Genomic DNA, 26,578 nt, shown 5'->3' with positions numbered 1-26,578 from the left:
TTAGGCGCGCTTCACTGACACCCTGTGTCAGTGAAGTCCAGCCGACTCGTCTCGATCCTGCTGCTGCTCCAGACCCGCGGCCGGATGACCGCCGCCCAGCTCGCGGCGGAACTCGAGGTGTCGGTGCGCACGGTCTACCGGGACGTCGAAGCCCTCGTCGCGGCGGGCGTCCCGCTGTACGGAGACGCGGGGCACGCGGGCGGATACCGGCTCCTCGACGGGTACCGCACGCGGCTGACCGGCCTGACGGCCCAGGAGGCGCAGGCACTGTTCCTGGCGGGCGCGCCCGGTCCCGCCGGGCAGCTCGGTCTCGGCGCGGTGCTGGCCGCCGCCCGGCTGAAGGTGCGGGCGGCGCTGCCGGCGGAATTGCGGGAGAGCGCCGACCGGGTCAGCGGGCGCTTCCATCTGGACGCGCCGGGCTGGTACGCGCAGGCGGAGGAGGCGCCGTATCTGCCGGAGGTCGCCGACGCGGTGTGGAACAACCGTGTACTGGATGTCGTATACCGCCGTTGGCGTACCCCCACCGATGTGGACCGCAGGCTGGAGCCGTACGGCCTGGTGCTCAAGGCGGGCCGCTGGTACGTGGTCGCCGGACCCGGCCCGCGGACGTTCCGCGTCGACCAGATCCTCCGGCTCACCGCCTCCGGGGAACGGTTCGTCCGTCCGGACGACTTCGACCTGGCCGCCTACTGGACGGCGTACCAGCAGGACTTCCACGAGCGGCTCCACACCGCCAGGGCGGTGGTGCGGCTGGCGCCGGGCGTGACGCTGGCGCGCGCGACCCCGGTGGGACGGGGGAGGGAAGCCGACGGCCGGACCGTGGTGACCGTCCCCGTCGAGTCCGTGGAGCGCGCGCACGACGAGTTCCTGCGGCTCGGCGCGGATGTGGAGGTGCTCGGCCCGCCCGAGCTGCGCGCGCGCCTCGCGCGGACCGTGACCGCTCTGGCCGAGCGCTACCGTGCCCCCCTCGACGAACCGTACGAAGGCCCCGGCGACCCCGGCCCGTCGGCGTCGGACTCCCCGACGGCACCCGCGTCGACGAGTACGGCACCTCCGGCGACCCCCGCATGCTGACCGCCTCCGGTTTCCCCCCACGGCACCAGGTCCGTCTCGTCGCCGTCCGGGGCGTCCCCGGCGACGGCGCCGAGGCCGACGGTCCGTACACCTGACCGGTTGCCCGCGCGAAGGGCGCGTGCCGCTCGCGGCACGCGCCCCAGGGACTCGGTGGCTGCCGCGCTCGGGCCGTCACCCCACCGCGCAGTTCTGATCGCCCAGCTTGAACGCGACGGGTTTCGTGTTCGTGCCCGACCAGGCTCCCGTGAAGCCGAAGCTCACCGAGGAGCCCGCCGCCACGGTGCCGTTCCAGCCGGTGTTCTTCACGGTCACCGTCGCACCCGACTGGGTGTACTCGGCGTTCCACAGCTGGGAGACCCGCTGCCCGCCTGCGAAGGCCCAGTTCAGCGACCATCCCGACCAGGCGCGCGTCCCCGTGTTGGCAAGCCTCACGTCGGCCTGGAAGCCGTCGGACCACTGGTTGGTGATCGTGTAGGTCACCTTGCAGGCGCCCGTCGGGGTCGGCGTCGGATCCGTGCCGCCGCCCCCGCCGCCACCGCCCGCGGGGTCCGAGGTGTCGCCGTAGACGACGCCCCGGCCGTTCGTCGAGACATAGACGCGGCCGTAGACCCGCGGGTCACCGGTGATAGCGGCGCCGGTCCAACCCCACTGGTGGGCATCGTCGTTGATCCGCGTCCAGGTCGCGCCCCTGTCCGTGGAACGGAAGATGCCGCGCACGCCGGCGATCTTGGCGCTGGTGTAGAGCGTCTGGTACGAGGCGCCCGTGGCCGCCTTGCCGAAGCCGATCGTGTCGGCCTCCTCGACGTTCGACAGCTTGGTGAAGCTCGCGCCGCCGTCCGTCGAGTGCCACAGGCCGTACGCCCCGTCGCCGGTCCCGCCGGCCAGCCAGACGTCGCCCTTCGTGCCGGGCAGCGCCTGGAACCGCACGCTGTCCCCACTGGGCAGGCCGGTCGCGGAGGACGCGGTGAAGGTCGCGCCGCCGTCCGAACTCACGTAGAACCTGCCCGACTTGAAGCCGTAGAAGGTTTTCGCGTCGACGCGGTCGGACTCCACGATCGCGCCGGCCGGGATGCCGCTCGACGCCGACCAGGAGGTGCCGAAGCCCGTCGTATGGTGCACGCCGGCGCCCGCCGGGCTCCACACGAAACGGCTGCCGTCGGCCGCCGCGGCCACCGTCCCACCGCCGCTCACCCCCGAAGGGTCGGTGCCCGCGAACCAGTTGGCGCCGTTGTCCGTCGAGAACGCCACATGCGGGCCCGAGTCGAGGTTGCCGGTCCGCACGACCGTGTTCGGGTCGGACTCGGCGAAGTCCAGGCTCGTCGTCGTGGTGAAGTTGGGCGAGGTGAACATCATCGACGGAACCTTGGTGAGGTCGGTGTGCCGAAAGCCGCCGATGTCACCGAGGGCGCTGATCAAGGGCGCGCCGGTCGGGGGAGAGACGAGGTCGTTGACCGCGGTCTCCTCCAGGCCCTGCACCATCGGTTTGATGGTGAACGGGGAGCCGGAGTCCCAGTTGGTGAGGTTCTCCGTGCCGTAGAGGGTCGCTCCGGTGCCGTACATCATCCGGTTCGAGTCGAGGGGGTCGATCTCCAGCGACTCCGTCATCCAGCCCAGCTTCGGCGTCTGCTCGGGCGGTGACGGGTTCGCGCCCCAGGTCAGCCAGGGGGACGACGAGACGTCCATGGTGTACCGGTTCCGGCGGTCGGGATACGGCGCGTAGTCCCACGCCTTCGTCCAGGTGCCCCCGCTGTCGGTGGAGCGGAAGATCTGGGTGTCGGGCCACCAGGAACTGTAGGCGGTCGCCATCACCGTGCCGGGGTGCTGCCGGTCGACGGTCAGTCCGCTGAAACCGTAGTAGGTGTCGGCCTCGGCGACCGGGCTGATGTCCGTCCACGTGCCGGTCGCCGTCGAGTACCGGTACAGCCGGCCCTTGCCGCCGTCGTACGGCCCCCCCTTGTCGCTGTATGCGATGTACAGCTGGCCATGGACGGTATCCAGTACACCCTTGTGCGCCAGATGGCCCGTCGGCTGTCCGGCCACCCGCGACCAGGTCGCGCCCGCGTCCGTCGAGCGGTACACCGCGTTGTCCGTGTCCGCGACCCCGACGTAGATCGTCTTCGTCGCGCTGCCCGACGATCCCGTCGACTCGTCGAAGGTGACCCAGACGACGTCCTGGTTGTCGGAGGCGTAGCCGCTCGTGTCGCTCGGATCCTGCACGTAGTCGCCGACGTTGGGGAAGTTCGCCACCTGCGACCAGGTGACACCCGAGTCCGTCGAACGCCACAGTCCCTTGCCGCTCGGCGCGCCCAGGTACAGCACGCTGTTGCGGTTCGGGTCGACGGCGAGGCGCTCGCCCATGCCCCGGCCGGGCATGTTGCCGCCCAGCTTGAACGGCAGGTCCGTCCGCTGCCAGCTCGCACCCCGGTCCGCGGAGCGCATGACCGCCCCGTTCCCCGGGTCCCAGCTGTTGGTGTAGGTGCCGACGGCCGCGTACACCTTGTCAGGGTCGACGGAGTCGGAGGCCAGGCTCACCACGCCCGTGTGCCCCCAGTTCGCCCAGCCGACCGAGTCCAGCAGGGGCGTCCAGGTCTTGCTGTTCTGCTGCCAGCGGTAGGCGCCGCCGATGTCGGTGCGGGCGTAGGCGAGGTTCTTCTCCTTGCGGTTGAAGACGATGCCCGGGACGAAACCGCCGCCGTCGATCCGGGCGTTCTTCCAGGTGTACGACTCCGCCGCGAGCGCCGTGGGCGGGGCGCTGTCGGCGGCCAGTGCGGGCGGGGTGCCGGCGAGCAGGCCGGCCGCGAGTGCCAGCGCGGCCGTGAGGACACGGGTTCTTCGCACGGTGGGGGTCACGGTGGGGGTCCTTCCTCGCGAAGCCATGTGAGCCCGGACGAGGCCGTGGGAGGCCGTGGGGAGGTCGGGGGTCGCAGGCCGGGTGGGGGTTCGTGCGGGAAGTGCGACGACCGGGCGGCCCCCTGTGCGGGTGGGGACCGCCCGGCGCGGTACGCGGAGCCTTAGCGGGGGCTTATTCGAGAAGCTCCGCGTACGAGCCCATGGCCATGGCGATGTCCGCCTGGGCCCAGAAGCGGTGGTACGTGAACACGGGCGCGGCTCCGCCCGCGAGATAGCTCTCGATCTTCGACCAGGACGGGTCGTCCTGGTAGAAGGACCTGATCGAGTCGAAGGTGGAGGAGGCGTTGATCGCGTCGCCGTTCGGCATCGTGCCGGTCCAGCCGCTCGGGACGTACACGCCGTCGTCGAAGCGGTTGTAGTCGGCGCGGGTCTCGGGGACCGCGATGCCGAGGGCGTCCTGGTTGTTGTTCCACATGCCGTCCAGGAGCGCCTTCGCGGTCGACTTGGCCTCCGCGTCACCGGACTTGGCGGCGTAGTACGTCAGAGTCCTGGCGTACGCGGCGGCCACGCCGACGTCGTTGGTGTAGTCGGCGACGGTGACGTGCAGTCCCCTGTTGGCGCCGGGACTCGACGCGTTCCAGGTGTCGGGCTGGCCCGACCACTGGAGGGTGGAGGGGATGCGGAAGGTGCCGTCCGGGTTGATCGTGGTCTTGGACAGCGCCCAGTCGACCCACTTGTCGAGAACGACCTTCGCGTCCGCGTCACCCGTCTGCTGGTAGTACTCGGCGACCCGCTCCATCGACCACGCCTGGAAGCCGAACCACTGGTTCGACGGCGGGTCGTGGTAGACGGGCTGCTGGTCGTAGTACATGCCGTAGAAGGTCGACGTCCCGGCCGGGGGAGTTCCGTAGCGGCCCGCCCAGCTGTTGGTCGCCCCGCCGGCGATGGCGCCCTCGCTGGACTGGAGCCACCGGTAGAACTCCAGCTGCCGGTCGAGCGACTTCGCCCAGTCCGCCTGACCCGTGGCCGACTTGGGCTTCAGGTCGGCGTAGCTGCTGAGGGCGTAGGCGGCCAGGGGGTTCTGGTAGCCGCCGTGGGTGTGGCTGGAGCCGATGCGCCAGGCCCACCCGGCACTGGTGTCGGTGGCGCCGCCCCACGCGTAGTACCAGGACAGCAGGTAGTGCGAGGAGTCCTTGCCGGTGCCCGCGGGACAGGTCGACGGACCGACGCAGTTGCCGACCTTCTTGAAGTACTTGTCGTACATCGCGTACCGCAGGTAGTCGCCCATCTTCGCCGCCTTGGCCACGGTGGCCGAGACCTGGCTGCCCTTGCCCTGCTGTTCCGCCCAGACGTCCGCCCAGTACGCGGCCTGCACGGCCCGCGCGTCGGCGTCCGGGGCGTTGGTGAACTTCCACTGCTTGGCGTAGGAGGCGTCACCGGTGAACAGGTCGAGGTACCCGTTCTTGCCGCCGTACTTGAAGGCGTCGCAGGTGGGCTGCGGCACCGTCTCCCACACCGACTCCTGCGCGCCGCGCTGGAAGGTGTTGATGTACGACGGGCCGGTGTCCGTCGGGCCGGCCTCGCACTTGCCGGGGGAGTTGCCGAAGCCGTACACGTTGTCGACGTCCTGGAGCCAGTGCATACCGTAGACGTCGTCCGTGCCGTACGCGGTCCTCAGTTCACCGGCGATGGGATCCGGTCCCACCGAGACCGCGGCGTCCAGCTTCGCCGGGTACTCGTCGGGCGTGTCCAGTTCCGGCGCGTACGTGGCCGGCTTGGACGCGTTGTAGAAGGAGTTCGTCGGCTGGTCGGCGTGGGTGGGGATCATGTACTTCTCCATGATCTCCCAGGCGCCGTTGAACTTGGTCCAGTCGCCCGTGACCTTGCCGTACATCGCCTGGAGCCAGAGCAGGTAGCTGTAGGCCTCCGACGTGGTCTCGTGCCCGTGGTCCGGAGCCTCGACGATCAGCGTCTCGACCGAGTGGTACGGAATGCCTTCGGGGGAGAAGTAGCCGTTCGCCGGGTTGGTGATCTTGCCGTACAGCTCCAGGAAGCGCGCGTCGTACGTCTTGGACGCGGCGATCTGGGTGACGGTGACCGAGGCCTTCGCGTGCCCGTTCGCCGTCGACTCGAAGGTCGCCGCGCCGGTGCCCGAACTGTTGCCCGTGACGGTCACCTTCTGCGCGGTGTTCCAGTTCGACGGCGTGAAGGTCAGACTCGCGCCGCCGGTGACCGTGAGTCCCGTGTTGCCGCTCGTCCGGGCGGTCGTCACGGTCACATTGGCCGACGGTTGGGTGGAGAGCCGTATCTCGTACGTTCCCGACCTGCCTTGCTGGACCGCGAGTTGGGTGGCGGAGGCCACCACGGTCGGTCCCGAGGCGACCGTGATGCCGACCGGCGTGGACGATGCGGAGGCGCCCAGGCTGTCGTACGCCTTCGCCACCAGCGAATGACTGCCCACGGTCAACCCCGAGGCCGACAGTGCGTACGGCGCGCTGGTGTCGGTGCCCAGCAGGGCCGTGTCGTCGTAGAACTCGACCTTCGTGATGGTCGCGCTGTCCGCGGCCGCCGCGGTGGCCGCGAGGGGCACCGCGGCGCCCTGGGTGTAGACGGCGCCCGCCGCCGGGCTGGTCAGGACGGTGATCGGCGGCTGGTGGGCACCGGTGCACGGGGTGCCGTTGACCGAGAAACTCGAGGGAGCGGCGTTGCTGCCGCTGTAGGTGAACTGCGCCCCGGTGCCGACCGCCGCGCCGGCGGCGATCGTCCCGTTGTAGGAGGCGTTGGTCACCGTGATCTGCTTGCCGGACTGCGACCAGCTGCCGTTCCAGCCGTTCGTCAGCTTCTGGTCGCCGGCGTAGGCGTAGCTCAGGGTCCAGCCGTTGATCGGGTCCGTGCCGCGGTTGGTGAGGGTCAGATCCGCGGTGAAGCCGGAGCCCCAGTCGTTCGTCTTGTAGTCCACGCTGCACTGAAGTGCCGCAGCCTGGGCGGGGGTCGTGGTCGTGCTCAGCATGGCCAGGGGGAGCGCGAGGGCCGCCGCGGCGGCGGTCCACAGCCGCCGCGCCGTGCGACGTCTGCGTGAGGGATCCATGGTGCTGGTTCCTCCTTGCGGCTCGGAGAAGTGGGGAGGAGCAACAAGCCTTGAACCAGTGGGAGCGCTCCCATAGTGAGGATGGGGGGGTGAGCGGTCAAGGTGCTTGAGGAATCGAAAAGATTCGACAGGTGATGTCGAGGGAAAGTCGGTGACTCCCCTGTTCTTCGCCGACACTTGCCGCTAGTTTCGATGACACCAGTGGGAGCGGTTCCATCAGTCGACGCGTCCGAACCGACGCGCCCGATCTGTGAGGAGTCGCTCATGCGACACCCCCCGCGTTCAGTGCTCTCAGCCGTCGTCGGCACGGTCGCCCTCGCCCCGGGCGTCACGCTGCCGGTCGTGACGGCGCAGGGAGCCACGTCCTCCCGCACGGTGGAGTACCCCGCCACCGGACAGGGGGAATACGGCTTCCAGAGGGCCGTGAAGGTCATCAACCGCGCGGCCGTCATGAGCGGTTGGCGTCCGGCCTTCGACCTCGCCGACGGGCAGGGCCACACCGGGCCGGAACACCGAGTGGCCACAGTCGGGTACGGCCGTCACGGCCGTGAACGGCGGCTGACGTACGAGCCGGCCGACCCGACGCACCATCTCGCCGCCGCCCGGCACTCGACAAGTTCACTTCCTGTGCCGGTGTGAGCTGCTGGAACTCCACGCTCGCCCCCGTCGCCGCCCGTGCCCCGCTGGTGGCAGGGGAGAACGGGGAGGACTCCTGCTCGCACGGATGCGTCGACCAGACCATGAAGTGGTGTCACGACCGCGGACGGCCGTACCGGGGCTGGACCCGGAACACCCGGCACCGCTCCACCGGTCCGTCCCTGATCTCGCACCACGACGGGACACCTACCACGTACGGCGTCGGGTCGCGCGATCGTCCGCGCGCCCTGAACGGCTGACACCCGTACCACCGGACCATCGCAACCGACAGGGAAACGCGCATCACCCCACACCCGCGACAAAGAAGGAAACCCGCACTCATGAGCCGTAGCAGAACAGCGATACTCGCCGCGCTGGCGCTGGTCGCCGGTGCCTCCGGGACGGCGCTGGCCGTCGTGCCCGGTGACGCCGATGTCACCGCCGTGCCGTGCACCGTGGACTACAAGGTGCAGAACGACTGGGGTTCCGGCTTCACCGCCAGCGTCACCGTCACCAACAACTCGGCCGCCAAGTCGAGTTGGGCCGTGAAGTGGTCGTACGCCGGCAACCAGAAGGTCGCCAGCGGCTGGAACGCCAAGATCAGCCAGTCCGGCACGACCGTCACCGCCGCCAACGAGAGCTACAACGGCACGCTGGGCACGGGCGCTTCGGCCAGCTTCGGGTTCCAGGGCACCTACAGCGGCAGTAACGCGCTCCCGACGGCCTTCACCCTCGACGGCGTCACCTGCAACGTCGACGGCGGCGGCGGCCCGACCGACCCCGGCCCGACCGACCCCGGCACACCCGGCACCAAGGTCGACAACCCCTACGCCGGCGCCAAGGTGTACGTGAACCCCGAGTGGTCGGCGAAGGCCGCCGCCGAACCGGGCGGCAGCCGCATCTCCAACCAGCCCACCGGCGTCTGGCTCGACCGTATCGCCGCGATCAACGGCGCCAACGGAGGCATGGGCCTGCGCGCCCACCTCGACGAGGCGTTGAAGCAGAAGGGATCCGGCGAACTCGTCGTCCAGCTGGTCATCTACAACCTGCCCGGACGCGACTGCTCCGCCCTGGCCTCCAACGGCGAGCTGGGCCCGACGGAGATCGGCAAGTACAAGACGCAGTACATCGATCCGATCGCGGCGATCCTCGGCGAGTCCAAGTACGCCGGGCTGCGCATCGTCACCACCATCGAGATCGACTCCCTGCCCAACCTCGTCACCAACACCGGAAGCCGGCCCACCGCCACCCCGCAGTGCGACGTGATGAAGGCCAACGGCAACTACCAGAAGGGCGTCGGCTACGCCCTGAACAAGCTCGGTGACGTGCCCAACGTCTACAACTACATCGACGCCGGCCACCACGGCTGGATCGGCTGGGACGACAACTTCGCCGCCAGCGCCGGCATCATGAAGGAGGCGGCCACCACCGAGGGCGCCACCGTCAACGACGTCCACGGCTTCATCACCAACACGGCCAACTACAGTGCCCTGAAGGAGAACAACTTCACCATCAACGACTCGGTGGCCGGCAAGTCGGTCCGCGAGTCGAAGTGGGTCGACTGGAACCGCTACGTCGACGAGCTGTCCTTCGCCCAGGCCTTCCGCAACCAGCTGGTGACGACCGGCTTCAACTCCGGCATCGGGATGCTGATCGACACCTCCCGCAACGGCTGGGGCGGCACCGCGCGGCCCGCCGGACCGGGCGCCTCCACCAGCGTCGACACCTACGTCGACGGCGGCCGCTACGACCGCCGCATCCACATCGGCAACTGGTGCAACCAGGCCGGTGCCGGTCTCGGCGAACGCCCGCAGGCGGCCCCCGCGGCCGGGATCGACGCGTACGTCTGGATCAAGCCGCCGGGTGAGTCCGACGGCTCCAGCAGCGCCATCCCGAACGACGAGGGCAAGGGCTTCGACCGGATGTGCGACCCGACGTACACGGGCAACCCGCGCAACGGCAACAACCTGTCGGGCGCCCTGCCCGACGCGCCGATCTCCGGGCACTGGTTCTCCGCCCAGTTCCAGCAGCTGATGAAGAACGCCTACCCGCCGCTGCCGTAACCGCTCGGCCCGCCGGGGACCAACGCCCCGCCCCTCCCCGGTGCAGTACCCGGCCGCTCCCGTTCACCGGGAGCGGCCGGACCGCGTCCGCCTGGAAACAGGTTGCCGATTTTTTGCTGTCCCGGCAACAGTGGTGGCCTCCGGACGGTGCGTCGACGCAGGCTGTCAGCACCACGGACGAGAGGCTGACCACCATGGCGCGCGAACAGCATGAACAGCACGAACAGCACGAACAGCACGAACAGCACGAGCGGCACCAGCGCGACGGCCACGCCCGGCGCGGCAACCACGGCGACGGCGCAGCGGGAGCCGGGCACAGCCACGGGCACGGGAACGGAACCGAGATCGACTGGGCCGAGATGGCACCGCACCTGGAGGCTCAGGCGGAACTGTTCATGCCTCTGTACGAGAAGGCCCTGTCCTGGCTCGGGAAGGAGGTGACCGAGCCGGGTCTGATCGTCGACGCCGGCAGCGGACCGGGCGTGGTGTCCTGTCTGTTCGCCGAAGTCTTCCCGGAGGCGCGGGTCATGGCCGTCGACGGCTCCGGACCGCTCCTGGAGCGGGCGCGGGCACGGGCCGACCGGCTCGGACTCGGCGACCGCCTCGGCACCCTGACCGGTGAACTCCCCGAGGTGCTGGACGAGTTGGACTACCCGGCCGACCTGATCTGGGCCGGTCGAAGTCTGCACCACCTGGGCGACCAGCGCGCGGCCCTCGCCGCGTTCGCCGAGCGGCTGGCGCCCGGCGGCACGCTGGCGATCATGGAGGGGGGCCTGCCCGGCCGGTTCCTGCCGCGCGACCTCGGATTCGGCCGCCCCGGTCTGGAGGCACGGCTGGACGCGCTGGAGGCGGAGTGGTTCGCCCGGATGCGGGCCGACCTGCCCGGAGCCGTCGAGGAGACCGAGGACTGGGCCGCGCTGCTGAGCGCCGCGGGCCTGGAGCACGCCCGCACCCGCAGCTTCCTGCTCGACCTGCCGGCTCCTGCCTCCGACCGCGCTCGCGCCTATGTCGCCGCCTCCCTCGGCCGTCTCCGGGACGTCTTCGGCGACACCCTCGACGCGGGTGACCGTGCCACGCTCGACCGGCTGCTCGACCCGCGGGACCCGGCGGGCGTGCACCGGCGGCCCGACGTGTTCGTGCTGGCCGCCCACTCGGTGCACACGGCGGTCAGGTCCGTCTGAGGGAGGGGCTTGACTTGGAGAGCGCTCCAAGTGGTGGACTCCGTGCCGTTCACGCCACGCACAGGGGGTACACACCATGAGCAGCTCCGCGGGCACGACCGGCGCGTCCGACACGACGACCGCGCCGGTCGCCCTCATCACCGGCGGCGGCAGCGGCATCGGTGCCGCCGTCGCGCGGCGCCTGTTGGACGCCGGGTACCGGGTCACCGTCACGGGCCGCGGCGAGGAGCGGCTGCGCGCCTTCGCCGGGGAACTCGGCGAACCGGAGGGCCTGCTGACGATCGTCGGCAGCGCGTCCGACTACGACCACATACAGTCGGCGGTCGACCGTACGCTCAAGGAATACGGTCGACTGGACACAGTCGTCGCCAACGCCGGCACCGCCACCCACGACTCCGTCGCCGAAGGCGACCCCTCCGGCTGGACGGACATGGTCCTGACGAACGTGCTGGGCCCCGCCCTCCTCGTCCGCGCCTCGATCGACGCGCTCAGGAGGACCCGCGGCCGGATCGTCCTGATCGGCAGCGTCGCCGGCTTCGTGCCCACGCCGGGCAACTTCTACGGGGCGACGAAGTGGGCGGTCACCGGCCTCGCCGAGAACACCCGCCGACAGGTCACCGAGTGGGGCGTCGGCGTCACCCTGATCGCGCCCGGCCGGGTGGAGACCCCGTTCTGGGACAGCTACGGCAGCCTGCCGCCGGGGCATCTGCTGACCGCCGACCAGATCGCCGACTCCGTCGTGTGGGCGGTCCGCCAGCCGGAGGGGGTCGACGTCAACACCGTCGTCGTACGGCCCCTCGGACAGCCCAACTGACCGACGGACGTGCGAAGGGCGCCCCCCGACAGGAGGGGCGCCCTTCGCCGACCGGGCCGGGGACTCAGCCGACGTCGAACGTGGCCGGGTCGGGGCCGATGCGCCGGTCCTCGTTCAGCGCGCTGATCGCGGCAAGGTCCTCGGTGTCCAGGCTGAAGTCGAACACCTCGATGTTCTCCGTGATCCGCGACGGTGTCACGGACTTCGGGATCACGACGTTGCCGAGCTGGAGGTGCCAGCGCAGTACGACCTGGGCCGGGGTGCGGTCGTGCTTCCGGGCGATGGCGACGATCGCCGGTACCTCCAGCAGGCCCTTGCCCTGGCCCAGCGGCGACCAGGCCTCGGTGGCGATGCCCCGTTCCGCGTGGAACTCCCGCGCGGCGTGCTGCTGGAGGTGCGGGTGCAGCTCGATCTGGTTGACCGCGGGGATGACCGAGGTCTCGGCGATGAGCCGCTCGAGGTGCTCCGGGAGGAAGTTGGAGACGCCGATGGCCCGCGCGCGGCCGTCCGCGAGGAGCTTCTCGAACGCCTTGTAGGTGTCGACGTAGGTGCCGCGGGCCGGCAACGGCCAGTGGATCAGGTACAGGTCGACGTAGTCGAGGCCCAGCTTCTCCAGCGAGGTGTCGAACGCGCGGAGCGTCTCGTCGTACCCCTGGTCGCTGTTCCAGAGCTTGGTGGTGACGAAGAGGTCCTCGCGGGCCACGCCCGAGGTGGCGAGGGCCTTTCCGGTGCCCTCCTCGTTGCCGTAGATCGCCGCTGTGTCGATGCTGCGGTACCCGGCCTCCAGGGCGGTGGCCACCGCCTGCTCGGCCTCGTCGTCCGGCACCTGCCAGACGCCGAAGCCCAGCTGGGGCATCTCGACGCCGTTGTTCAGGATGATCGGGGGGACCTTGCTGCTCACGAGCTCTTGATCCTTCGGTTGTCCGTCAAGTGGTACGCCCATCGTCAACGATCACGGGGCGTGATGCATTCCTGACCCCGAAATTCGTAGCTCGGGGCTCACGACCGGTACAGCGCGTCGACCTCGTCGGCATAGGTGGCCTCGATGGCCTTGCGCTTCAGTTTCAAGGACGGGGTGAGCAGGCCGTGCTCCTCGGTGAACGGCTGGGCGAGGATGCGGAAGGTGCGGATCGACTCCGCCTGCGAGACCAGCGTGTTCGCCGCCACGACGGCACGCCGCACCTCCGCCTCCAGGTCCGGGTCGCGCACCAGTTCGGCGGGCGTCAGCTGCGGTTTCCTGCGCATCTGGAGCCAGTGTTCGACGGCCTCCTGGTCGAGGGTGACCAGGGCGGCGACGAACGGCCGGTCGTTGCCGACGACGATGCACTGGTTCACCAGCGGGTGGTCCCGTACGCGTTCCTCCAGCGGCCCCGGCGAAACGCTCTTGCCGCTGGAGGTGACGAGGATCTCCTTCTTGCGGCCGGTGATGGTGAGGTAGCCGTCCTCGTCGAGGGAGCCCAGATCGCCGGTGGCGAGCCAGCCGTCGCGCAGGGCCTCGTCGGTGGCCTTGGGGTTGTTGAGGTAGCCCTGGAAGACGTTGTCGCCGCGCAGCCAGATCTCGCCGTCGTCCGCGATGTGCACGGTCATGCCGGGGATGGCCTGGCCGACGGTGCCGTACCGGGTGCGTCCGGGCGGGTTGGCGGTGGCGGCCGCGGTGGTCTCGGTCAGACCGTAGCCCTCGTAGATCTGCACGCCCGCGCCCGCGAAGAACAGGCCCAGCCTGCGGTCCATCGCCGAGCCGCCGGACATGGCGTGCCGGACGCGTCCGCCCATGGCCGCGCGCACCTTGGAGTAGACGAGCTTGTCGAACAGCTGGTGCTGCATCCGCAACCCCGCCGAGGGGCCCGGCCCGATGCCCCAGGCCTTCGCCTCGACGGCCTCCGCGTGGTTCACGGCCACCTCGACGGCCTTCTCGAACGGCCCGGCCCTGCCCTCCCGCTCGGCCTTGCGGCGTGCCGCGTTGAACACCTTCTCGAAGATGTACGGCACGGCGAGGAAGAAGGTCGGCCGGAACGCGGCCAGGTCGGGCAGCAGGGCGGCGGCGTGCAGCTGGGGCTGGTGGCCGAAGCGGACCCGGCCGCGGATCGCGGCGATCTGCACCATCCGGCCGAAGACGTGCGCGAGCGGGAGGAACAGCAGGGTCGCCGCCTCGTCGCCCTTCTTGGAATGGAACACCGGCTCCCAGCGCTCGATGACGGTGTCCGCCTCGAACATGAAGTTGCCGTGCGAGATGACACAGCCCTTGGGACGGCCGGTCGTACCGGACGTGTAGATGATCGTCGCCGTCGACTCCGGGGTGACCGCCTCCCGGTGCCGGTGCACCACCTCGTCCTCGATGTGGGCGCCGGCGTCGTACAGCTCCCGCACACACCCGGCGTCCAGCTGCCACAGCCGGCGCAGCCGGGGGAGGCGGTCGATGACGGTGGCGATCGTCATCGCGTGGTCCTCGTGCTCGACGATCGCCGCGGTGACCTCGGAGTCGTGCAGCATCCAGAGGCACTGCTCGGCCGAGGAGGTCGAGTAGACGGGGACGACCTGGGCGCCGATGGTCCACAGGGCGAAGTCGAACAGGGTCCACTCGTAACGGGTGCGGGACATGATCGCGACGCGGTCGCCGAAGCGGACGCCTTCGGCGAGGAGGCCCTTGGCGAGGGCGAGGACCTCGTCGCGGAACTCGGCGCAGGTCACGTCCCGCCAGTCGCCCCGCTCGTCCTTGCGGCCCAGCGCGATGTGGTGCGGGTCGTCCTGGGCGTGCTCGAAGACGACGTCGGCCAGACCGCCCACCGGCGGTGCCGACGCCAACGGAGGGTTGGTGAACTCGCGCAAACCCCGCACCCCGCTTCTCATGGCCGCACAGCGCCGTGAAAGCTACCCCACGCCCGCGCGGGGCGGGAGGGGGCCGGAATGCGAACGGTGCTCTCGTCTGCGCTGGTCAGTGCGGGAAAATGGGCTCACATGCGGAAGGGTCGGACAGAAAACTGACGGAAGAGTAAGTTTCGGTGCCGTAATCTCCACCGAATCTGCCCGACCCGCTTACGCGGCCCCGCCGCCGGCCCGCAGAGTCAGCCGCGTGTCGGCGCCGTCCCTTCGGACAGCGCCGGAGCGGCCGATTCCGTTACCGCGTCACGCCCCCTGCGCTCCGGCCGGACCAGCACCAGGACGAGAACCCCGGCCACCAGCCCGGTGGCGCCCGCCGCGAGCAGCGCCGCGTCCAGCCCGGAGGCGAACGCCGCCCGCAGGGTGTGCTCGCCGTAGGACCCGCGCAGCGCACCGGCGCCACCGCCCGCCAGTGTGTGGGCGGCCTCGTGCGGCAGCGTGCCGGCCGTCCGCGAGGTCAGGACGGTGCCGAAGACGGCGACCCCGAGCGCGTAGCCGAGCTGGCGCACGGTGCTCACCGCGCCGCCCGCCATCCCCGCCCGCTGCGGGGGTACCGCGGCCAGCGCCGCGCCCGCCACCGTCGGCGACACCAGGCCGGTCCCCGTACCCACCAGCACGAACCCCGGCACCAGCGCCGTCCAGGACGACCCCGCGTCGAGGACCGCCTGCGCGCAGCAGCCCGCGCCGATCAGCAGCAGTCCGCCGCCGATCGTCAGCCGGGCCGGCGCCCCGTGCAGCAGCCTGCCCGCCAGCACCGCGACGATCATGGCCGCCACCATCAACGGCAGCAGCGTCAGCCCGCCGCGCACCGGGCTCATGCCCAGCAGCGTCTGCATCCAGATCGACAGGTACGGCGTGACCCCGAACGCCGCTGCGTTGAAGGCGAACGCGCCCACCATCGCGCCGACGAACGCGGGCCGCCGCAGCAGCGCCAGGTCCAGCAGCGGGTGCACCGCCCGGCGCTCCACCAGCACGAAGCACAGCAACGCCGACGCGGCGAGTCCCGCCGACACCAGCGTGGCCGTCGCCCCCCAGCCGTCCTCCCCGGCCCGCACCACGGCGTACGTCGTGCCGCCCGCGAAGACGGCGAACGTGAAGGTCCCCGCCCAGTCCACGCGCATCCCGCGCGGCCCCCTGGACTCCGGCACCACCTTCAGCGTCAGCCACACGGCCGCCACGCTCACCGGCAGATTCACGAAGAAGATCCACCGCCAGCCGGGTCCCGCGGTGAGCAGCCCGCCCAGCACCGGCCCGATCGCCGCCGCGCCACCGCTGACCGCACCCCACACCCCGAGCGCGGCCGACCGCTGCCGCCCCTGGTAGACCGAGCCGAGCAGCGGCAGCGTCGTCGCGAGCATCGCCGCCGCGCCGACCCCCTGCACCGCCCGCGCCGCGACCAGTGTCGCCGGCCCCGAGGCCAGCCCGCACAGCAGTGACGCCGCCGCGAACACCACCACGCCCGCGACATGCACCCGGCGCCGCCCCAGGATGTCGGCGGCCGCCCCCGCCCCCAGCAGCAGCGCGGCCAGTGCCAGCGCGTACCCGTCCACCACCCACTGGAGATCGCTCAGCGACGCGTCCAGCGCCCTCGCCATGTCCGGCAGCGCCACCACCACGATCGTCACGTCCAGCAACAACATGAACGTGCCCAGGCACACCGCCGTCAGCGGCCCCCATGCGCGCATGACTCCCACTCCCTCTCCCGTTCCCCTCCGACGAACACCGACGGCCCGTACGATGGGGGGACACCGGACGATCGCGGCGGAACACGGCGACCGATCGACGGAATCCGACGGGGGAGTAGCCGGTGAAGATGGAATCCGACACCTTCGACGAGCTGGACCTGAAACTGCTCTGCGCCCTGGAGATCGACGGCCGGGCCTCCTTCAGCAGGCTCGGCACGGTCCTCGGCGTCTCCGACCAGACCGTCGCCCGCCGCTACCGACGGCTGTGCGCCGAGGGCGGCCTGCGTGTCGTCGTCGTGCGCGACGCCGAACGCCTCGGCCAGGACCAGTGGATGCTGCGCCTGCGCTGTGTCCCCGACAGCGCCACCGTCATCGCCGACGCCCTCGCCAAACGCCACGACACCCACTGGATCGGCCTCGGCTCCGGCGGCACCGAGATCGTCTGCATGACCCGCCCCCGCCGCCCCGACGACCACGACGAGCTGATCCTCGGCAGACTCCCGCGCACCCCGAGCGTCGTGGAGATCCGCGCCCAGCAGATCCTGCACCGCTTCTACGGCGGCCCCACCGGCTGGCTGCGCAAGTTCGGGGTGCTCGACGACGACGTGACCGCGGCCCTGCTGCCCCGCCACGAACCGCTCGCCGGACCCGCCCGCGTCGACCCCGAGGACGAGGCCCTCATCGCCGTCCTGGAACGCGACGGCCGCGCCGGCTACCCCGAACTCCAGCGGGCCACCGGCCGCTCCGAGTCCGCCGTCAAGCGCCGCCTCGCCGCCCTGCTCGCCTCGGGGGCCGTCTACGTCGACGTCGAGTACCACTCCGAGATCCTCGGCTACCCCCTCGCCGCCGCCCTCTGGGTCACCACCACACCCGCCGCCCTGCACTCCGTGGGCGAGGCACTCGCCGGCCACGACGAGGTCGCGCACGCCGCCGCCACGGCCGGTCCCTCGCACATCGTCGTCACCGCCGTCGCCCGCGACACGGCGGGCCTGTACGCCTATCTCAGCGGGCCCCTCGGCCGGCTGGAGGGCGTCCAGCACGTGGAGGCGACTCCGTTCCTGCGCAGGATCAAGCAGCTCACGTACCACCGCCCGCCCGTCAGGCCTGCTCGTTAGGACGGCCCGGCAGGCTGCCGTCAGAACGGCCCGTCAGAACGGCCCGTCAGAACGGCCCGTCAGAACGGCCCGTCAGAACGGCCCGCCGGGCCGGTGCGCCAGGCGGTTCCGTCCGTGCGGTCCGCGCCCGCCGGACGGGGCGCGCGCCGGTGCAGCCGGTCGCCGCCCGCCAGGACGGCCGCCGCCAGCGCGTCCGCCGCGCCCTGCGCCGACGTACGCCGCCGCCCGTGGGCCAGGACGAACTCCACCCGGCCCAGCTCGGGCAGGCCCGCCCGATCCGGAACACGTACCAGGCCCGGCGGGATCAGGCCGCGCGAGTGCGCCATCACGCCCAGGCCCGCGCGGGCCGCCGCGATGAGCCCGTTCAGGCTGCCGCTCGTGCACACGATCCGCCACGCCCGCCCCTGCCGCTCCAGCGCCTCCAGGGCGAGGGCACGGGTGATCCCCGGCGGCGGGAAGACGATCAGCGGCACCGGTCGGTCGGCGTGCAGCCGCAGCCCGTCCGCTCCGATCCACACCAGCTCGTCGTGCCGGACCAGCTCGCCGCGCGGATCCTCGGGGCGCCGCTTGGCCAGCACCAGATCCAGCTTCCCGGCCGCCAGCTGCTCGTGCAGCGTGCCGGACAGCTCCACGGTCAGCTCCAGATCGACCTCCGGGTGGTCGTGGCGGAATCCCTCCAGGATCTCCGGCAACCGCGTCAGCACGAAGTCCTCGGAGGCGCCGAAGCGCAGCCGCCCGCGCAACCGGGTACCGGTGAAGAACGCCGTCGCCTGCTCGTGCACCTCCAGGATCCGGCGCGCGAAGCCCAGCATCGCCTCGCCGTCCTCGGTCAGCTCCACCGAGTGCGTGTCCCGGCTGAACAGTGTGCGCCCGGCGGCGCCCTCCAGACGGCGTACGTGCTGGCTGACGGTCGACTGGCGCAGCCCGAGCCGCCGGGCGGCCTGGGTGAAACTCAGGGTCTGGGCGACCGCCAGGAAGGTGCGCAGCTGGGACGGTTCGTACACACCGGCCACCGTACCGGTCATCGCGCCACGCGATCACAGTGAGAGCGGTATACGGGATTCCCGATCACGGAGCCGAGGAGGACGATGGACGGGGGCTCCCCGGCCCTCGGGGCACTTGATCGAACGAGCGAGAACGAGCAGAGGAGCACCGTGAAACGCCTGCGCCGGCCGAGCTGGATGCCGATCGACCCGTACGTCCTGCTGCTTCTCGGGACGGTCGGCCTCGCGGCACTCCTGCCGGCCCGCGGCGACGCCGCGGACGCGGCCTCCGGAGCCTCCACGGCCGCCATCGCCTTCCTCTTCTTCCTGTACGGCGCCCGCCTCTCCACCCGGGAGGCGGTGGACGGGCTCAAGCACTGGCGTCTGCACGTCACCGTTCTCGCCTGCACCTTCGTGGTCTTCCCGCTGCTCGGCATGGCGACCCGCGGCCTCGTCCCGGTGATCCTCACCGACCCGCTCCACCAGGGACTGCTGTTCCTGACCCTGGTCCCGTCGACCATCCAGTCCTCGATCGCCTTCACCTCGATCGCCCGCGGCAACGTGCCCGCCGCGATCTGCGCCGGCTCCTTCTCCTCGCTGGTCGGCATCGTCGTCACGCCGCTGCTCGCGGCCGCCCTGCTCGGCAGCAGTGGAGGCTTCTCCGCGGACTCCCTCGTCGAGATCGTGCTGCAACTGCTCGTGCCGTTCGTGGCGGGGCAGGCGCTGCGGCGCTGGATCGGCGGATTCGTCGCCCGGCACAAGAAGGCGCTCGGCTACGTCGACCGCGGCTCGATCCTCCTGGTCGTCTACACCGCGTTCAGCGAGGGAATGGTCCAGGGCATCTGGCACCAGGTCAGCCCGGCCCGGCTCGCCGGTCTGCTGGCCGTCGAGGCGGTACTGCTCGCCGTGATGCTCGCGGTGACCTGGTACGGATCCAAGGCGCTGCGGTTCGACCGAGCGGACCGGATCGCCATCCAGTTCGCCGGGTCCAAGAAGTCCCTGGCCTCCGGATTGCCGATGGCGAGCGTCCTGTTCGGCGCGCACGCCTCCCTCGCCGTACTGCCGCTGATGCTGTTCCACCAGATGCAGCTCATGGTGTGCGCGGTCATCGCCAAGCGCCGGTCGCACGACCCGGAGGCGCAGGCCGAGGCGCAGGCGGACGCGGCCACGGGGAAGGAGGCGCAGGCCGGGACGCGGACGGCCGGGGCCGTGGCGAGGGCCTCGACGTCACGGTCCATGGCCGACAGGGGAGCAAAGCCACGCTGAGGCGGGCCGCCGTCACCCGGAGGCGGCGCGTGGTCGAGGCGGGGCCCCTGCGGCGCAGGGGGCGCTCCCCGCCGGTCGGGGCCCCGCCGCCGTGCCGCGGGCGGCCGCCTAACCCCGCGCGGCCGCGGTCCGCAGGGCGATGCGGTCCTCACCCGCGTACACGTTCATGGAAGCGCCCCGCAGGAAGCCCACCAGTGTCAGTCCCGTCTCCGCCGCCAGGTCCACCGCGAGGGAGGAGGGCGCCGACACCGCCGCGAGCACCGGGATGCCCGCCATCACGGCCTTCTGCGCCAGCTCGAACGAGGCCCGGCCGGACACGAGCAGGATCGCGCGGGACAGCGGCAGGCCGCCGTTCTGGAGGGCACGGCCGACCAGCTTGTCGACCGCGTTGTGCCGGCCGACGTCCTCGCGGACGTCCAGCAGCTCGCCGTCCTCGGAGAAGAGGGCCGCCGCGTGCAGGCCACCGGTGCGGTCGAAGACGCGCTGGGAGGCGCGCAACCGGTCGGGGAGCACGGCGAGGAGTTCCGGTTCGACGCGCAGCGGGGGAGTGTCGGCGATGGGCCACCGGGTCGTCGTACGGACCGCGTCCAGGCTCGCCTTGCCGCACAGGCCGCAGGAGGAGGTCGTGTAGACGTTCCGTTCGAGGGTGATGTCGGGGATGGTGACGCCCGGCGCGGTCCGCACGTCGACGACGTTGTAGGTGTTCGATCCGTCCACGGTCGCCCCGGCGCAGTAGACGATGTTCTCCAGATCGGATCCCTCCGCCAGCACACCTTCGCTGACCAGGAAGCCCGCGGCCAGGGCGAAGTCGTCACCGGGCGTGCGCATGGTGATGGCGAGGGGGCTGCCGTTGAGCCGGATCTCCAGTGGCTCCTCCGCGACCAGCGTGTCCGGGCGACGGGAGACCGCCCCGTCGCGGATGCGGAGCACCTTGCGTCGTTCGGTGACTCGTCCCATGTCGTCAGCCCCGGTTCTGTACGTGCTGGTAGCCGAAGCGGCCCTTGATGCAGAGGTTGCCGTGGGTCACCGGGTTGTCGTGCGGAGAGGTGACCTTCACGATCTCATTGTCCTGCACGTGCAGCGTCAGGTTGCAGCCCACTCCGCAGTACGCGCACACGGTCGTCGTCCTGGTCTGGGCCGACTCGTCCCAGGTTCCCGCCGCCCGCCGGTCGAACTCCGACTTGAAGGACAGCGCGCCCGTCGGGCACACCTCGATGCAGTTGCCGCAGTACACGCACGCCGAGTCGGTCAGCGGCGCGTCGTGCTCCACGGCGATCCGGGCGTCGAAGCCACGGCCCACGACGGAGATGGCGAAGGTGTTCTGCCACTGGTCGCCGCAGGCGTCGACGCACTTGTAGCAGAGGACGCACTTGCCGTAGTCGCGGACGTAGAGATCATTGTCGATCCTGGGCTCCTCGTTCACGCGGGCCGCGCCGGGGCCGAAGCGGTCCGGCTTCGCCTCGTACTCCTTGATCCACTCCGCGGCCGACGGTGTGGTGGACAGATCGACCGAGGACGCGAGGAGTTCGAGGACGATCCTGCGACTGTGCCGGGCGCGTTCGGTGTCGGTACGGACCTCCATGCCGGGCTCGGCCGTGCGGGAGCAGGCCGGGACGAGCGTGCGCGAGCCCTCGACCTCCACCACGCAGACGCGGCAGGCGTTCTTCGGGGTGAGGGTGTCGCCCTGGCACAGGGTCGGCACGTCCTTCCCCGCCGCCCGGCAGGCGTCCAGGATCGTCGAGCCCTCCGGCACGCGCACCGGTTCCCCGTCGACGGTGAACTCCAGCAGGCGGCGGGGGATCCCCAGCGGTGTCACGGTCATTCGTACGCCCCCAGACGGTCGATCGCCGACTCCACGGCGTTCCAGGCGGTCTGCCCGAGACCGCAGATCGAGGCGTCCCGCATCGCGCGGCCCACCTCTTTGAGCAGGGCGACGTCACCGGCGGCCGCCGGCCCCGTGCGCTCCGCGATCCGGTGCAGCGCCTCCTCCTGACGGACCGTGCCGACCCGGCACGGCACACACTGACCGCAGGACTCGTCGCGGAAGAACTCCGCTATCCGCAGCAGGAGTCGGGGCAGCGGGACGGTGTCGTCGAAGGCCATCACGACCCCGGAACCGAGGGTCGTGCCGGCTTCGCGGGTGCCCTCGAAGGTGAGCGGGATGTCCAGCTCGTCGGGGCGTACGAAGCCGCCGGCCGCCCCGCCGAGCAGCACCGCGCGCAACCGGTTCCGGACGCCCGCCCGCTCCAGCAGCCCGCCCAGCGTCACGCCGAACGGCAGCTCGTAGACACCGGGCCGCTCCACCGCGCCCGACACGCAGAACAGCTTGGGACCCGTCGACCTCGCGGTACCGATCGCCGCGTACGCCGGGGCGCCCATGGTCAGGATCGGCAGGACGTTGACCAGCGTCTCCACGTTGTTCTCGGCCGTCGGCCTGCCGAACAACCCCTTCTCCACCGGAAACGGAGGCTTCGAGCGCGGCTCGCCCCGGTAGCCCTCGATCGAGTTGAACAGGGCGGTCTCCTCGCCGCAGATATAGGCGCCCGCGCCGCGCCGGATCTCGATGTCGAAGGAATAGCCCTGGCCGAGGATGTCGTCACCGAGCAGTCCACGGGCCCGCGCCTGGTCGACGGCGTGGTGCATCCGGGACGTCGCCCGTGGATACTCGCCGCGCAGATACAGATAGCCGCGGTGCGCGCCGACCGCGTACGCCGCGACCGTCATCGCCTCGACGAGCGCGTACGGGTCGCCCTCCATCAGCACCCGGTCCTTGAACGTGCCCGGTTCGGACTCGTCGGCGTTGCAGACCAGATAGTGCGGACGATCGGGCTGCGACGCCGTCGCCTGCCACTTGCGGCCGGTGGGGAAGGCGGCGCCACCGCGCCCCACCAGCCCGGAGTCGGTGACCTCCCGGATGACACCGGCCGGACCGAGGCCGAAGGCGTGACGCAGGGCCGCGTAGCCGCCGTGGGCCCGGTAGTCGTCGAGCGAGGAGGGGTCCACCACGCCCACCCGGCGCAGGAGCACCAGCCCGTCCTCTCCTCCCTGCGGGACCGCCGACACCGCGGGCGGCTCCTCGGCCGCCGAGTCCGGTGCGCTCGCGGCGAGCACGGCCCCGTCCACGGTCGCCGGCGCCGCGACCGCCGTACGCACCGGGTCGCCCGCCCTGACGGCGAGGGCGGCCGGGGCACGTTCGCACAGGCCGAGGCACGGGCCGCGCTCGACGTGGACACCGCTGCCGGGGCCCAGGGCCGCCTCGATCCCGCCGCACAGGCCCTGCGCTCCGGCGGCCGTGCACGCCAGGTCCGTGCAGACGCGCAGGACGGTCGCGGGGCGGGGCCGGACGGAGAACATCGCGTAGAAAGTGGCGACCCCGTAGGCCTCCGCCGGCGGCACGGTCAGCCGGCGGCACAGGTAGGCGAGGGCGCCCTCGCTGATCCAGCCGACGCGGTCGTTGACGGCGTGCAGCCCCGGCAGCAGCAGATCGCGCCGGTCCCGGGCCTGGCGTCCGCCGCGCGCCCACCGGAGGTCGGCGTCGCTGCGGTCGGCGCCCTCCCAGGACGACTGCGGAGGGCCCAACAGGGCGTCGACGGCCGCCCGTTCCTCGTCGGTCGGCTTGCTGTCGCCGAAGTGCAGGTCCACGCCGTCACCTCACACGGGTCGGGGCCGGGAGCTTCTCGATCCGGATCGCCGACGCCTTGAACTCCGCCGTCCCCGCGATCGGGCAGTTCGCCTCGATGGTCAGCCGGTTGGTGTCCACCTCGTCGGGAAAGTGCATCGTCATGAACGCCAGGCCGGGCCGCAGCGCGGTGTCGATCCACACCGGCGCCGTCACCGAACCGCGCCGGGACGACACCCGCACCTCCTCACCGACCACCACCCCGAGGTGCTCGGCGTCCTCCGGACACAGCTCGACGTACTCGCCGCGCCGCAAGGGGGAGGCGTAACCACCGCTCTGCACACCGGTGTTGTAGGAGTCGAGGCGCCTGCCGGTGGTCAGCCGGATCGGGTACGCCTCGTCGGTGAGGTCGACCGGCGGATCGTGCCGGACGATCCCGAACGGTGCCCGCCTGCCCCGTAGTTGCGGATCCCTCTCCCACAAACGGCCGTGCAGGTAGGTGGATTCGAGCCGTTCGCCACTCGGGCACGGCCACTGGATGCCCTGGTGCTTCTCGAGCCGCTCGTACGTCATCCCGTAGTGGTCCGGCGACACCGAGCGCAGCTCGTTCCACACCGACTCGGCGTCGGCGTACTTCCAGTCGTGGCCGAGCCGGGACGCCAGGTCGCAGAGGATGTCGATGTCCTCGCGGGCCTGGCCGGGCGGCGTCACGGCGCGCCGCACCCGCTGGACCCGGCGTTCGCTGTTGGTGGTCGTGCCCTCGGTCTCCGCCCAGCCGGCCGTCGCCGGCAGCACGACATGTGCCAGTTCGGCCGTCTTCGTGAGGAAGATGTCCTGCACGACGAGGAAGTCCAGCGCCTTCAGCCGCCGTACGGCCTGCTCGCCGTCGGCCTCCGACTGCGCCGGGTTCTCGCCGATGCAGTAGACGGCCTTCAGCTCACCGTCCTCCATCGCCTCGAACATCTCCGTCAGGTTCATTCCGTAGTGCGGCGGGATGACGGTGTCCCACGCCGACTCGAACTTCAGCCTGGCGTCCGGGTCGAGGATGTCCTGGAAGCCGGGCAGCCGGTTGGGGATGGCGCCCATGTCGCCGCCGCCCTGCACGTTGTTCTGTCCGCGCAGGGGCTGGAGACCGGAGCCGTACCGGCCGACGTGGCCGGTGAGCAGGGAGAGGTTGATCAGGGCCCGCACGTTGTCGGTGCCGTTGTGGTGCTCGGTGATGCCGAGGGTCCAGCACAGCTGCGCGCGCTCGGCGCGGGCGTAGGCGTGGGCCAGCTCCCGGACCGCGGCGGCCGGTACGCCGGTCACCTTCTCGGCCAGCGACAGCGTCCACGGCTCGACCAGCGCCCGGTACTCCTCGAAACCGCTGGTCGCCCGCTCGATGAAGGCGTGGTTGGCGAGCCCGGCGTGGATGATCTCGCGCCCGACGGCGTGGGCCATGGGGATGTCCGTCCCGACGTTGAGGCCGAGCCAGCTCTCCGCCCACTCGGCGGTGGACGTCCGTCGCGGGTCGACCGTGTACAGTCGACCGCCGTTGCGGATCCCCTTCAGCACGTGCTGGAAGAAGATCGGATGCGCGAACCGGGCGTTGGAGCCCCACATCACGATGACGTCCGTGTGCTCGATCTCCTCGTACGACGACGTCCCGCCGCCGGAGCCGAACGCCGCCGACAGGCCGGCCACGCTCGGCGCGTGACAGGTGCGGTTGCACGAGTCGACGTTGTTGGTGCCCATGACGACCCGGGCGAACTTCTGCGCCACGTAGTTCATCTCGTTGGTCGCGCGGGCGCAGGAGAACATGCCGAACGCGCCGCGCGCGGCCGCCAGTCCCTGAGCCGCACGGTCCAGCGCCTCGTCCCAGCTCGCCTCCCGGAACGGCTCGTCGCGGGAGTCCCGGACGAGCGGACGGGTGAGCCGTGTGTAGGTCTTCGGGGTCCGGTCGCGTTTGCTCATGCGGCGCTCCTCAGTGCGAGCAGGTCCGAGATGGCGTGCACGGTGCGCAGGGTGGGCACCTCGACGCCGGTGATCTCCGCCAGTTCGACGACCGCCGCGAGGAGGACGTCGAGTTCCAGCGGCTTGCCGCGCTCCAGGTCCTGGAGCGTGGAGGTGCGGTGGTCACCGACGCGCTCGGCGCCCGCGAGGCGGCGCTCGATGGACACGCCCACCTCGCAGCCGAGGGCCTCGGCGACGGCGAGCGTCTCGCGCATCATCGTCTCGATGACCTGACGGGTGCCGCCGTGCAGACACATCTGCCGCATGGTGGCGCGGGCCAGCGCGCTGATCGGGTTGAAGGAGATGTTGCCGAGCAGCTTGAGCCAGATGTCGTTGCGCAGGTCGGGTTCGACCGGGCACTTCAGGCCGCCCGCCCGCATGGCGTCGCCGAAGGCCGTGCAGCGCGCGGACACGCTGCGGTCCGGCTCGCCGATCGAGAAGCGAGTGCCTTCCAAGTGCCGTACGACTCCCGGCCCCTCGAGTTCCGTGGCCGCGTACACCACGCAGCCGACGGCCCGTTCGGGCGCGAGCACCGCACTGACCGTGCCGCCGGGGTCCACGCTCTCCAGGCGGTGGCCGTCGTGCGGGCCGCCGTGCCGGTGGAAGTACCACCAGGGGATGCCGTTCTGGGCGGCGACGACCGCCGTGGTGTCGTGCAGCAGAGGCTCGATCAGCGGCCCGCACGCCGCGTACGAGTGGGCCTTCAGGCCGAGGAAGACGAAGTCGACCGGGCCGATCTCGGCCGGGTCGTCGGTGGCGTGGGCGCGGGCGGTGAAGTCACCTCGCGGACTGAGCACCCGCACCCCGTCCTGCCTCATGGCCGCCAGGTGCGGTCCACGGGCGACGAGATGCACATCGGCGCCGGCGCGGTGGAGCGCGGCACCGACATAGGCGCCGATCGCACCGGCGCCGAGAACTGCGACTTTCACAGGAGCACTCCGTTCGGTTGAGGGATACCGCGGAGGTGGTGTGGAGGATGCTGGCGACCGAATCCCGTCGACGAAATATTGTCTACAGTATGGAGGCGGGTCCAGCAAGGCTTCGCGCACGCTCCTGCCGTTCGCCTGATCGCTGGACGGCCTGCTCGTCGTCGGCTTCGTCGCCGACGCCCTCGTCCGCCCCCTCCACCATCATCAGGCCCCGCCCCGGGGTAGGCCCCCGATGACGGGTCTCGTCCGGCTGCGGCAGGGCGCGCCGCTCGTCCACGGGCGTGCGAACCCCGACGGAAGGGCGACGCCGCTGTTCACCGGGCGGCGGAGGTGGCGCCCGGACCCCGTGCCCGGTCGCCACGGGGTGGACGGATGTCCGCGCGGGAAAGGGATAGCGGGAAGCCGA

At 71.3% G+C, this 26,578-nt stretch carries 19 protein-coding genes; 8 read left to right on the top strand and 11 right to left on the bottom strand.

Annotated elements, in window-relative coordinates; all coding sequences use genetic code 11:
- The first annotated feature begins 30 nt into the window (after positions 1–30).
- Entirely contained in the window at positions 31–1,074 is a 1,044-nt protein-coding gene (locus ACZ5Y0_RS21200) for a helix-turn-helix transcriptional regulator (protein ID WP_469130229.1), read from the top strand.
- A gap of 171 nt (positions 1,075–1,245) precedes the next feature.
- On the opposite strand, the gene ACZ5Y0_RS21195 is transcribed toward ACZ5Y0_RS21200, so the two are convergent.
- The gene (locus ACZ5Y0_RS21195) at positions 1,246–3,912 is read right to left on the bottom strand and encodes a cellulose binding domain-containing protein (protein ID WP_469130364.1); all 2,667 of its coding nucleotides are present in this window, start codon (positions 3,910–3,912) and stop codon (positions 1,246–1,248) included.
- 184 nt (positions 3,913–4,096) lie between these two features.
- Entirely contained in the window at positions 4,097–7,012 is a 2,916-nt protein-coding gene (locus ACZ5Y0_RS21190; RefSeq protein ID WP_469130228.1) for a glycoside hydrolase family 48 protein, read from the bottom strand.
- A 264-nt stretch (positions 7,013–7,276) separates the two neighbouring features.
- On the opposite strand from ACZ5Y0_RS21190, the gene ACZ5Y0_RS21185 reads away from it, so the two are divergent.
- The 5 genes from ACZ5Y0_RS21185 to ACZ5Y0_RS21165 all read left to right on the top strand — a co-directional run bounded on the left by ACZ5Y0_RS21185 (position 7,277) and on the right by ACZ5Y0_RS21165 (position 11,706).
- Positions 7,277–7,651: a hypothetical protein gene (locus tag ACZ5Y0_RS21185; RefSeq protein WP_469130227.1), complete on the top strand. Its 375-nt coding sequence runs from the start codon at positions 7,277–7,279 to the stop codon at positions 7,649–7,651.
- Positions 7,648–7,908 (top strand): hypothetical protein, encoded by a 261-nt coding sequence (locus ACZ5Y0_RS21180; protein WP_469130226.1) that lies wholly within the window; start codon positions 7,648–7,650, stop codon positions 7,906–7,908. Before ACZ5Y0_RS21185 ends, ACZ5Y0_RS21180 begins: the two co-directional genes overlap by 4 nt.
- A gap of 81 nt (positions 7,909–7,989) precedes the next feature.
- The gene (locus ACZ5Y0_RS21175; RefSeq protein ID WP_469130225.1) at positions 7,990–9,711 is read left to right on the top strand and encodes a glycoside hydrolase family 6 protein; all 1,722 of its coding nucleotides are present in this window, start codon (positions 7,990–7,992) and stop codon (positions 9,709–9,711) included.
- A 194-nt stretch (positions 9,712–9,905) separates the two neighbouring features.
- A complete protein-coding gene (locus ACZ5Y0_RS21170) occupies positions 9,906–10,892 on the top strand; it encodes a class I SAM-dependent methyltransferase (RefSeq protein WP_469130224.1) in 987 nt (328 codons plus the stop codon).
- 76 nt (positions 10,893–10,968) lie between these two features.
- A complete protein-coding gene (locus ACZ5Y0_RS21165) occupies positions 10,969–11,706 on the top strand; it encodes an SDR family oxidoreductase (protein ID WP_469130223.1) in 738 nt (245 codons plus the stop codon).
- Positions 11,707–11,770: 64 nt separating this feature from the next.
- Here ACZ5Y0_RS21165 and ACZ5Y0_RS21160 read toward each other — a convergent pair whose 3' ends face one another.
- The 3 genes from ACZ5Y0_RS21160 to ACZ5Y0_RS21150 all read right to left on the bottom strand — a co-directional run bounded on the left by ACZ5Y0_RS21160 (position 11,771) and on the right by ACZ5Y0_RS21150 (position 16,268).
- Positions 11,771–12,607, bottom strand: a complete 837-nt coding sequence (locus ACZ5Y0_RS21160; protein WP_469130222.1) for an aldo/keto reductase — start codon at positions 12,605–12,607, stop codon at positions 11,771–11,773.
- A gap of 98 nt (positions 12,608–12,705) precedes the next feature.
- Positions 12,706–14,532: an AMP-dependent synthetase/ligase gene (locus ACZ5Y0_RS21155; protein ID WP_469130221.1), complete on the bottom strand. Its 1,827-nt coding sequence runs from the start codon at positions 14,530–14,532 to the stop codon at positions 12,706–12,708.
- A 236-nt stretch (positions 14,533–14,768) separates the two neighbouring features.
- The gene (locus ACZ5Y0_RS21150; RefSeq protein ID WP_469130220.1) at positions 14,769–16,268 is read right to left on the bottom strand and encodes an MFS transporter; all 1,500 of its coding nucleotides are present in this window, start codon (positions 16,266–16,268) and stop codon (positions 14,769–14,771) included.
- Positions 16,269–16,396: 128 nt separating this feature from the next.
- On the opposite strand from ACZ5Y0_RS21150, the gene ACZ5Y0_RS21145 reads away from it, so the two are divergent.
- On the top strand, positions 16,397–17,383 hold the full coding sequence (locus tag ACZ5Y0_RS21145) for an Lrp/AsnC family transcriptional regulator (RefSeq protein WP_469130363.1): 987 nt from the start codon (positions 16,397–16,399) through the stop codon (positions 17,381–17,383).
- Positions 17,384–17,442: 59 nt separating this feature from the next.
- On the opposite strand, the gene ACZ5Y0_RS21140 is transcribed toward ACZ5Y0_RS21145, so the two are convergent.
- Complete coding sequence (locus ACZ5Y0_RS21140; RefSeq protein ID WP_469130362.1) at positions 17,443–18,387, bottom strand: LysR substrate-binding domain-containing protein; 945 nt, start codon at positions 18,385–18,387, stop codon at positions 17,443–17,445.
- Between the two features lie 177 nt (positions 18,388–18,564).
- Between ACZ5Y0_RS21140 and ACZ5Y0_RS21135 the strand changes: the two genes are divergently transcribed.
- Positions 18,565–19,632, top strand: a complete 1,068-nt coding sequence (locus tag ACZ5Y0_RS21135) for a bile acid:sodium symporter family protein (protein ID WP_469130361.1) — start codon at positions 18,565–18,567, stop codon at positions 19,630–19,632.
- A 108-nt stretch (positions 19,633–19,740) separates the two neighbouring features.
- Here ACZ5Y0_RS21135 and fdhD read toward each other — a convergent pair whose 3' ends face one another.
- The 5 genes from fdhD to ACZ5Y0_RS21110 are packed head-to-tail and all read right to left on the bottom strand — an operon-like array spanning position 19,741 to position 26,172.
- Positions 19,741–20,589 carry a formate dehydrogenase accessory sulfurtransferase FdhD gene (gene fdhD / locus ACZ5Y0_RS21130; RefSeq protein ID WP_469130219.1) on the bottom strand — a complete coding sequence of 283 codons (849 nt, stop codon included), beginning with the start codon at positions 20,587–20,589 and terminating at the stop codon, positions 19,741–19,743.
- Between the two features lie 4 nt (positions 20,590–20,593).
- Positions 20,594–21,454 (bottom strand): 2Fe-2S iron-sulfur cluster-binding protein, encoded by an 861-nt coding sequence (locus tag ACZ5Y0_RS21125; RefSeq protein ID WP_469130218.1) that lies wholly within the window; start codon positions 21,452–21,454, stop codon positions 20,594–20,596.
- Positions 21,451–23,274, bottom strand: coding sequence for an NADH-ubiquinone oxidoreductase-F iron-sulfur binding region domain-containing protein (locus ACZ5Y0_RS21120; protein WP_469130217.1), 1,824 nt, complete (start codon positions 23,272–23,274; stop codon positions 21,451–21,453). The genes ACZ5Y0_RS21125 and ACZ5Y0_RS21120 overlap by 4 nt, the downstream gene beginning before the upstream one ends.
- A 4-nt stretch (positions 23,275–23,278) precedes the next feature.
- Complete coding sequence (locus tag ACZ5Y0_RS21115) at positions 23,279–25,204, bottom strand: molybdopterin oxidoreductase family protein (RefSeq protein ID WP_469130216.1); 1,926 nt, start codon at positions 25,202–25,204, stop codon at positions 23,279–23,281.
- Positions 25,201–26,172: a 2-dehydropantoate 2-reductase gene (locus tag ACZ5Y0_RS21110; RefSeq protein ID WP_469130215.1), complete on the bottom strand. Its 972-nt coding sequence runs from the start codon at positions 26,170–26,172 to the stop codon at positions 25,201–25,203. Before ACZ5Y0_RS21110 ends, ACZ5Y0_RS21115 begins: the two co-directional genes overlap by 4 nt.
- Positions 26,173–26,578 lie beyond the last annotated feature (406 nt).

The sequence above is a fragment of the Streptomyces sp. NPDC033216 genome (assembly GCF_055577115.1).
Note: the sequence above shows the minus strand (reverse complement) of the source record. Positions and strands in the feature narration are given on the sequence as shown.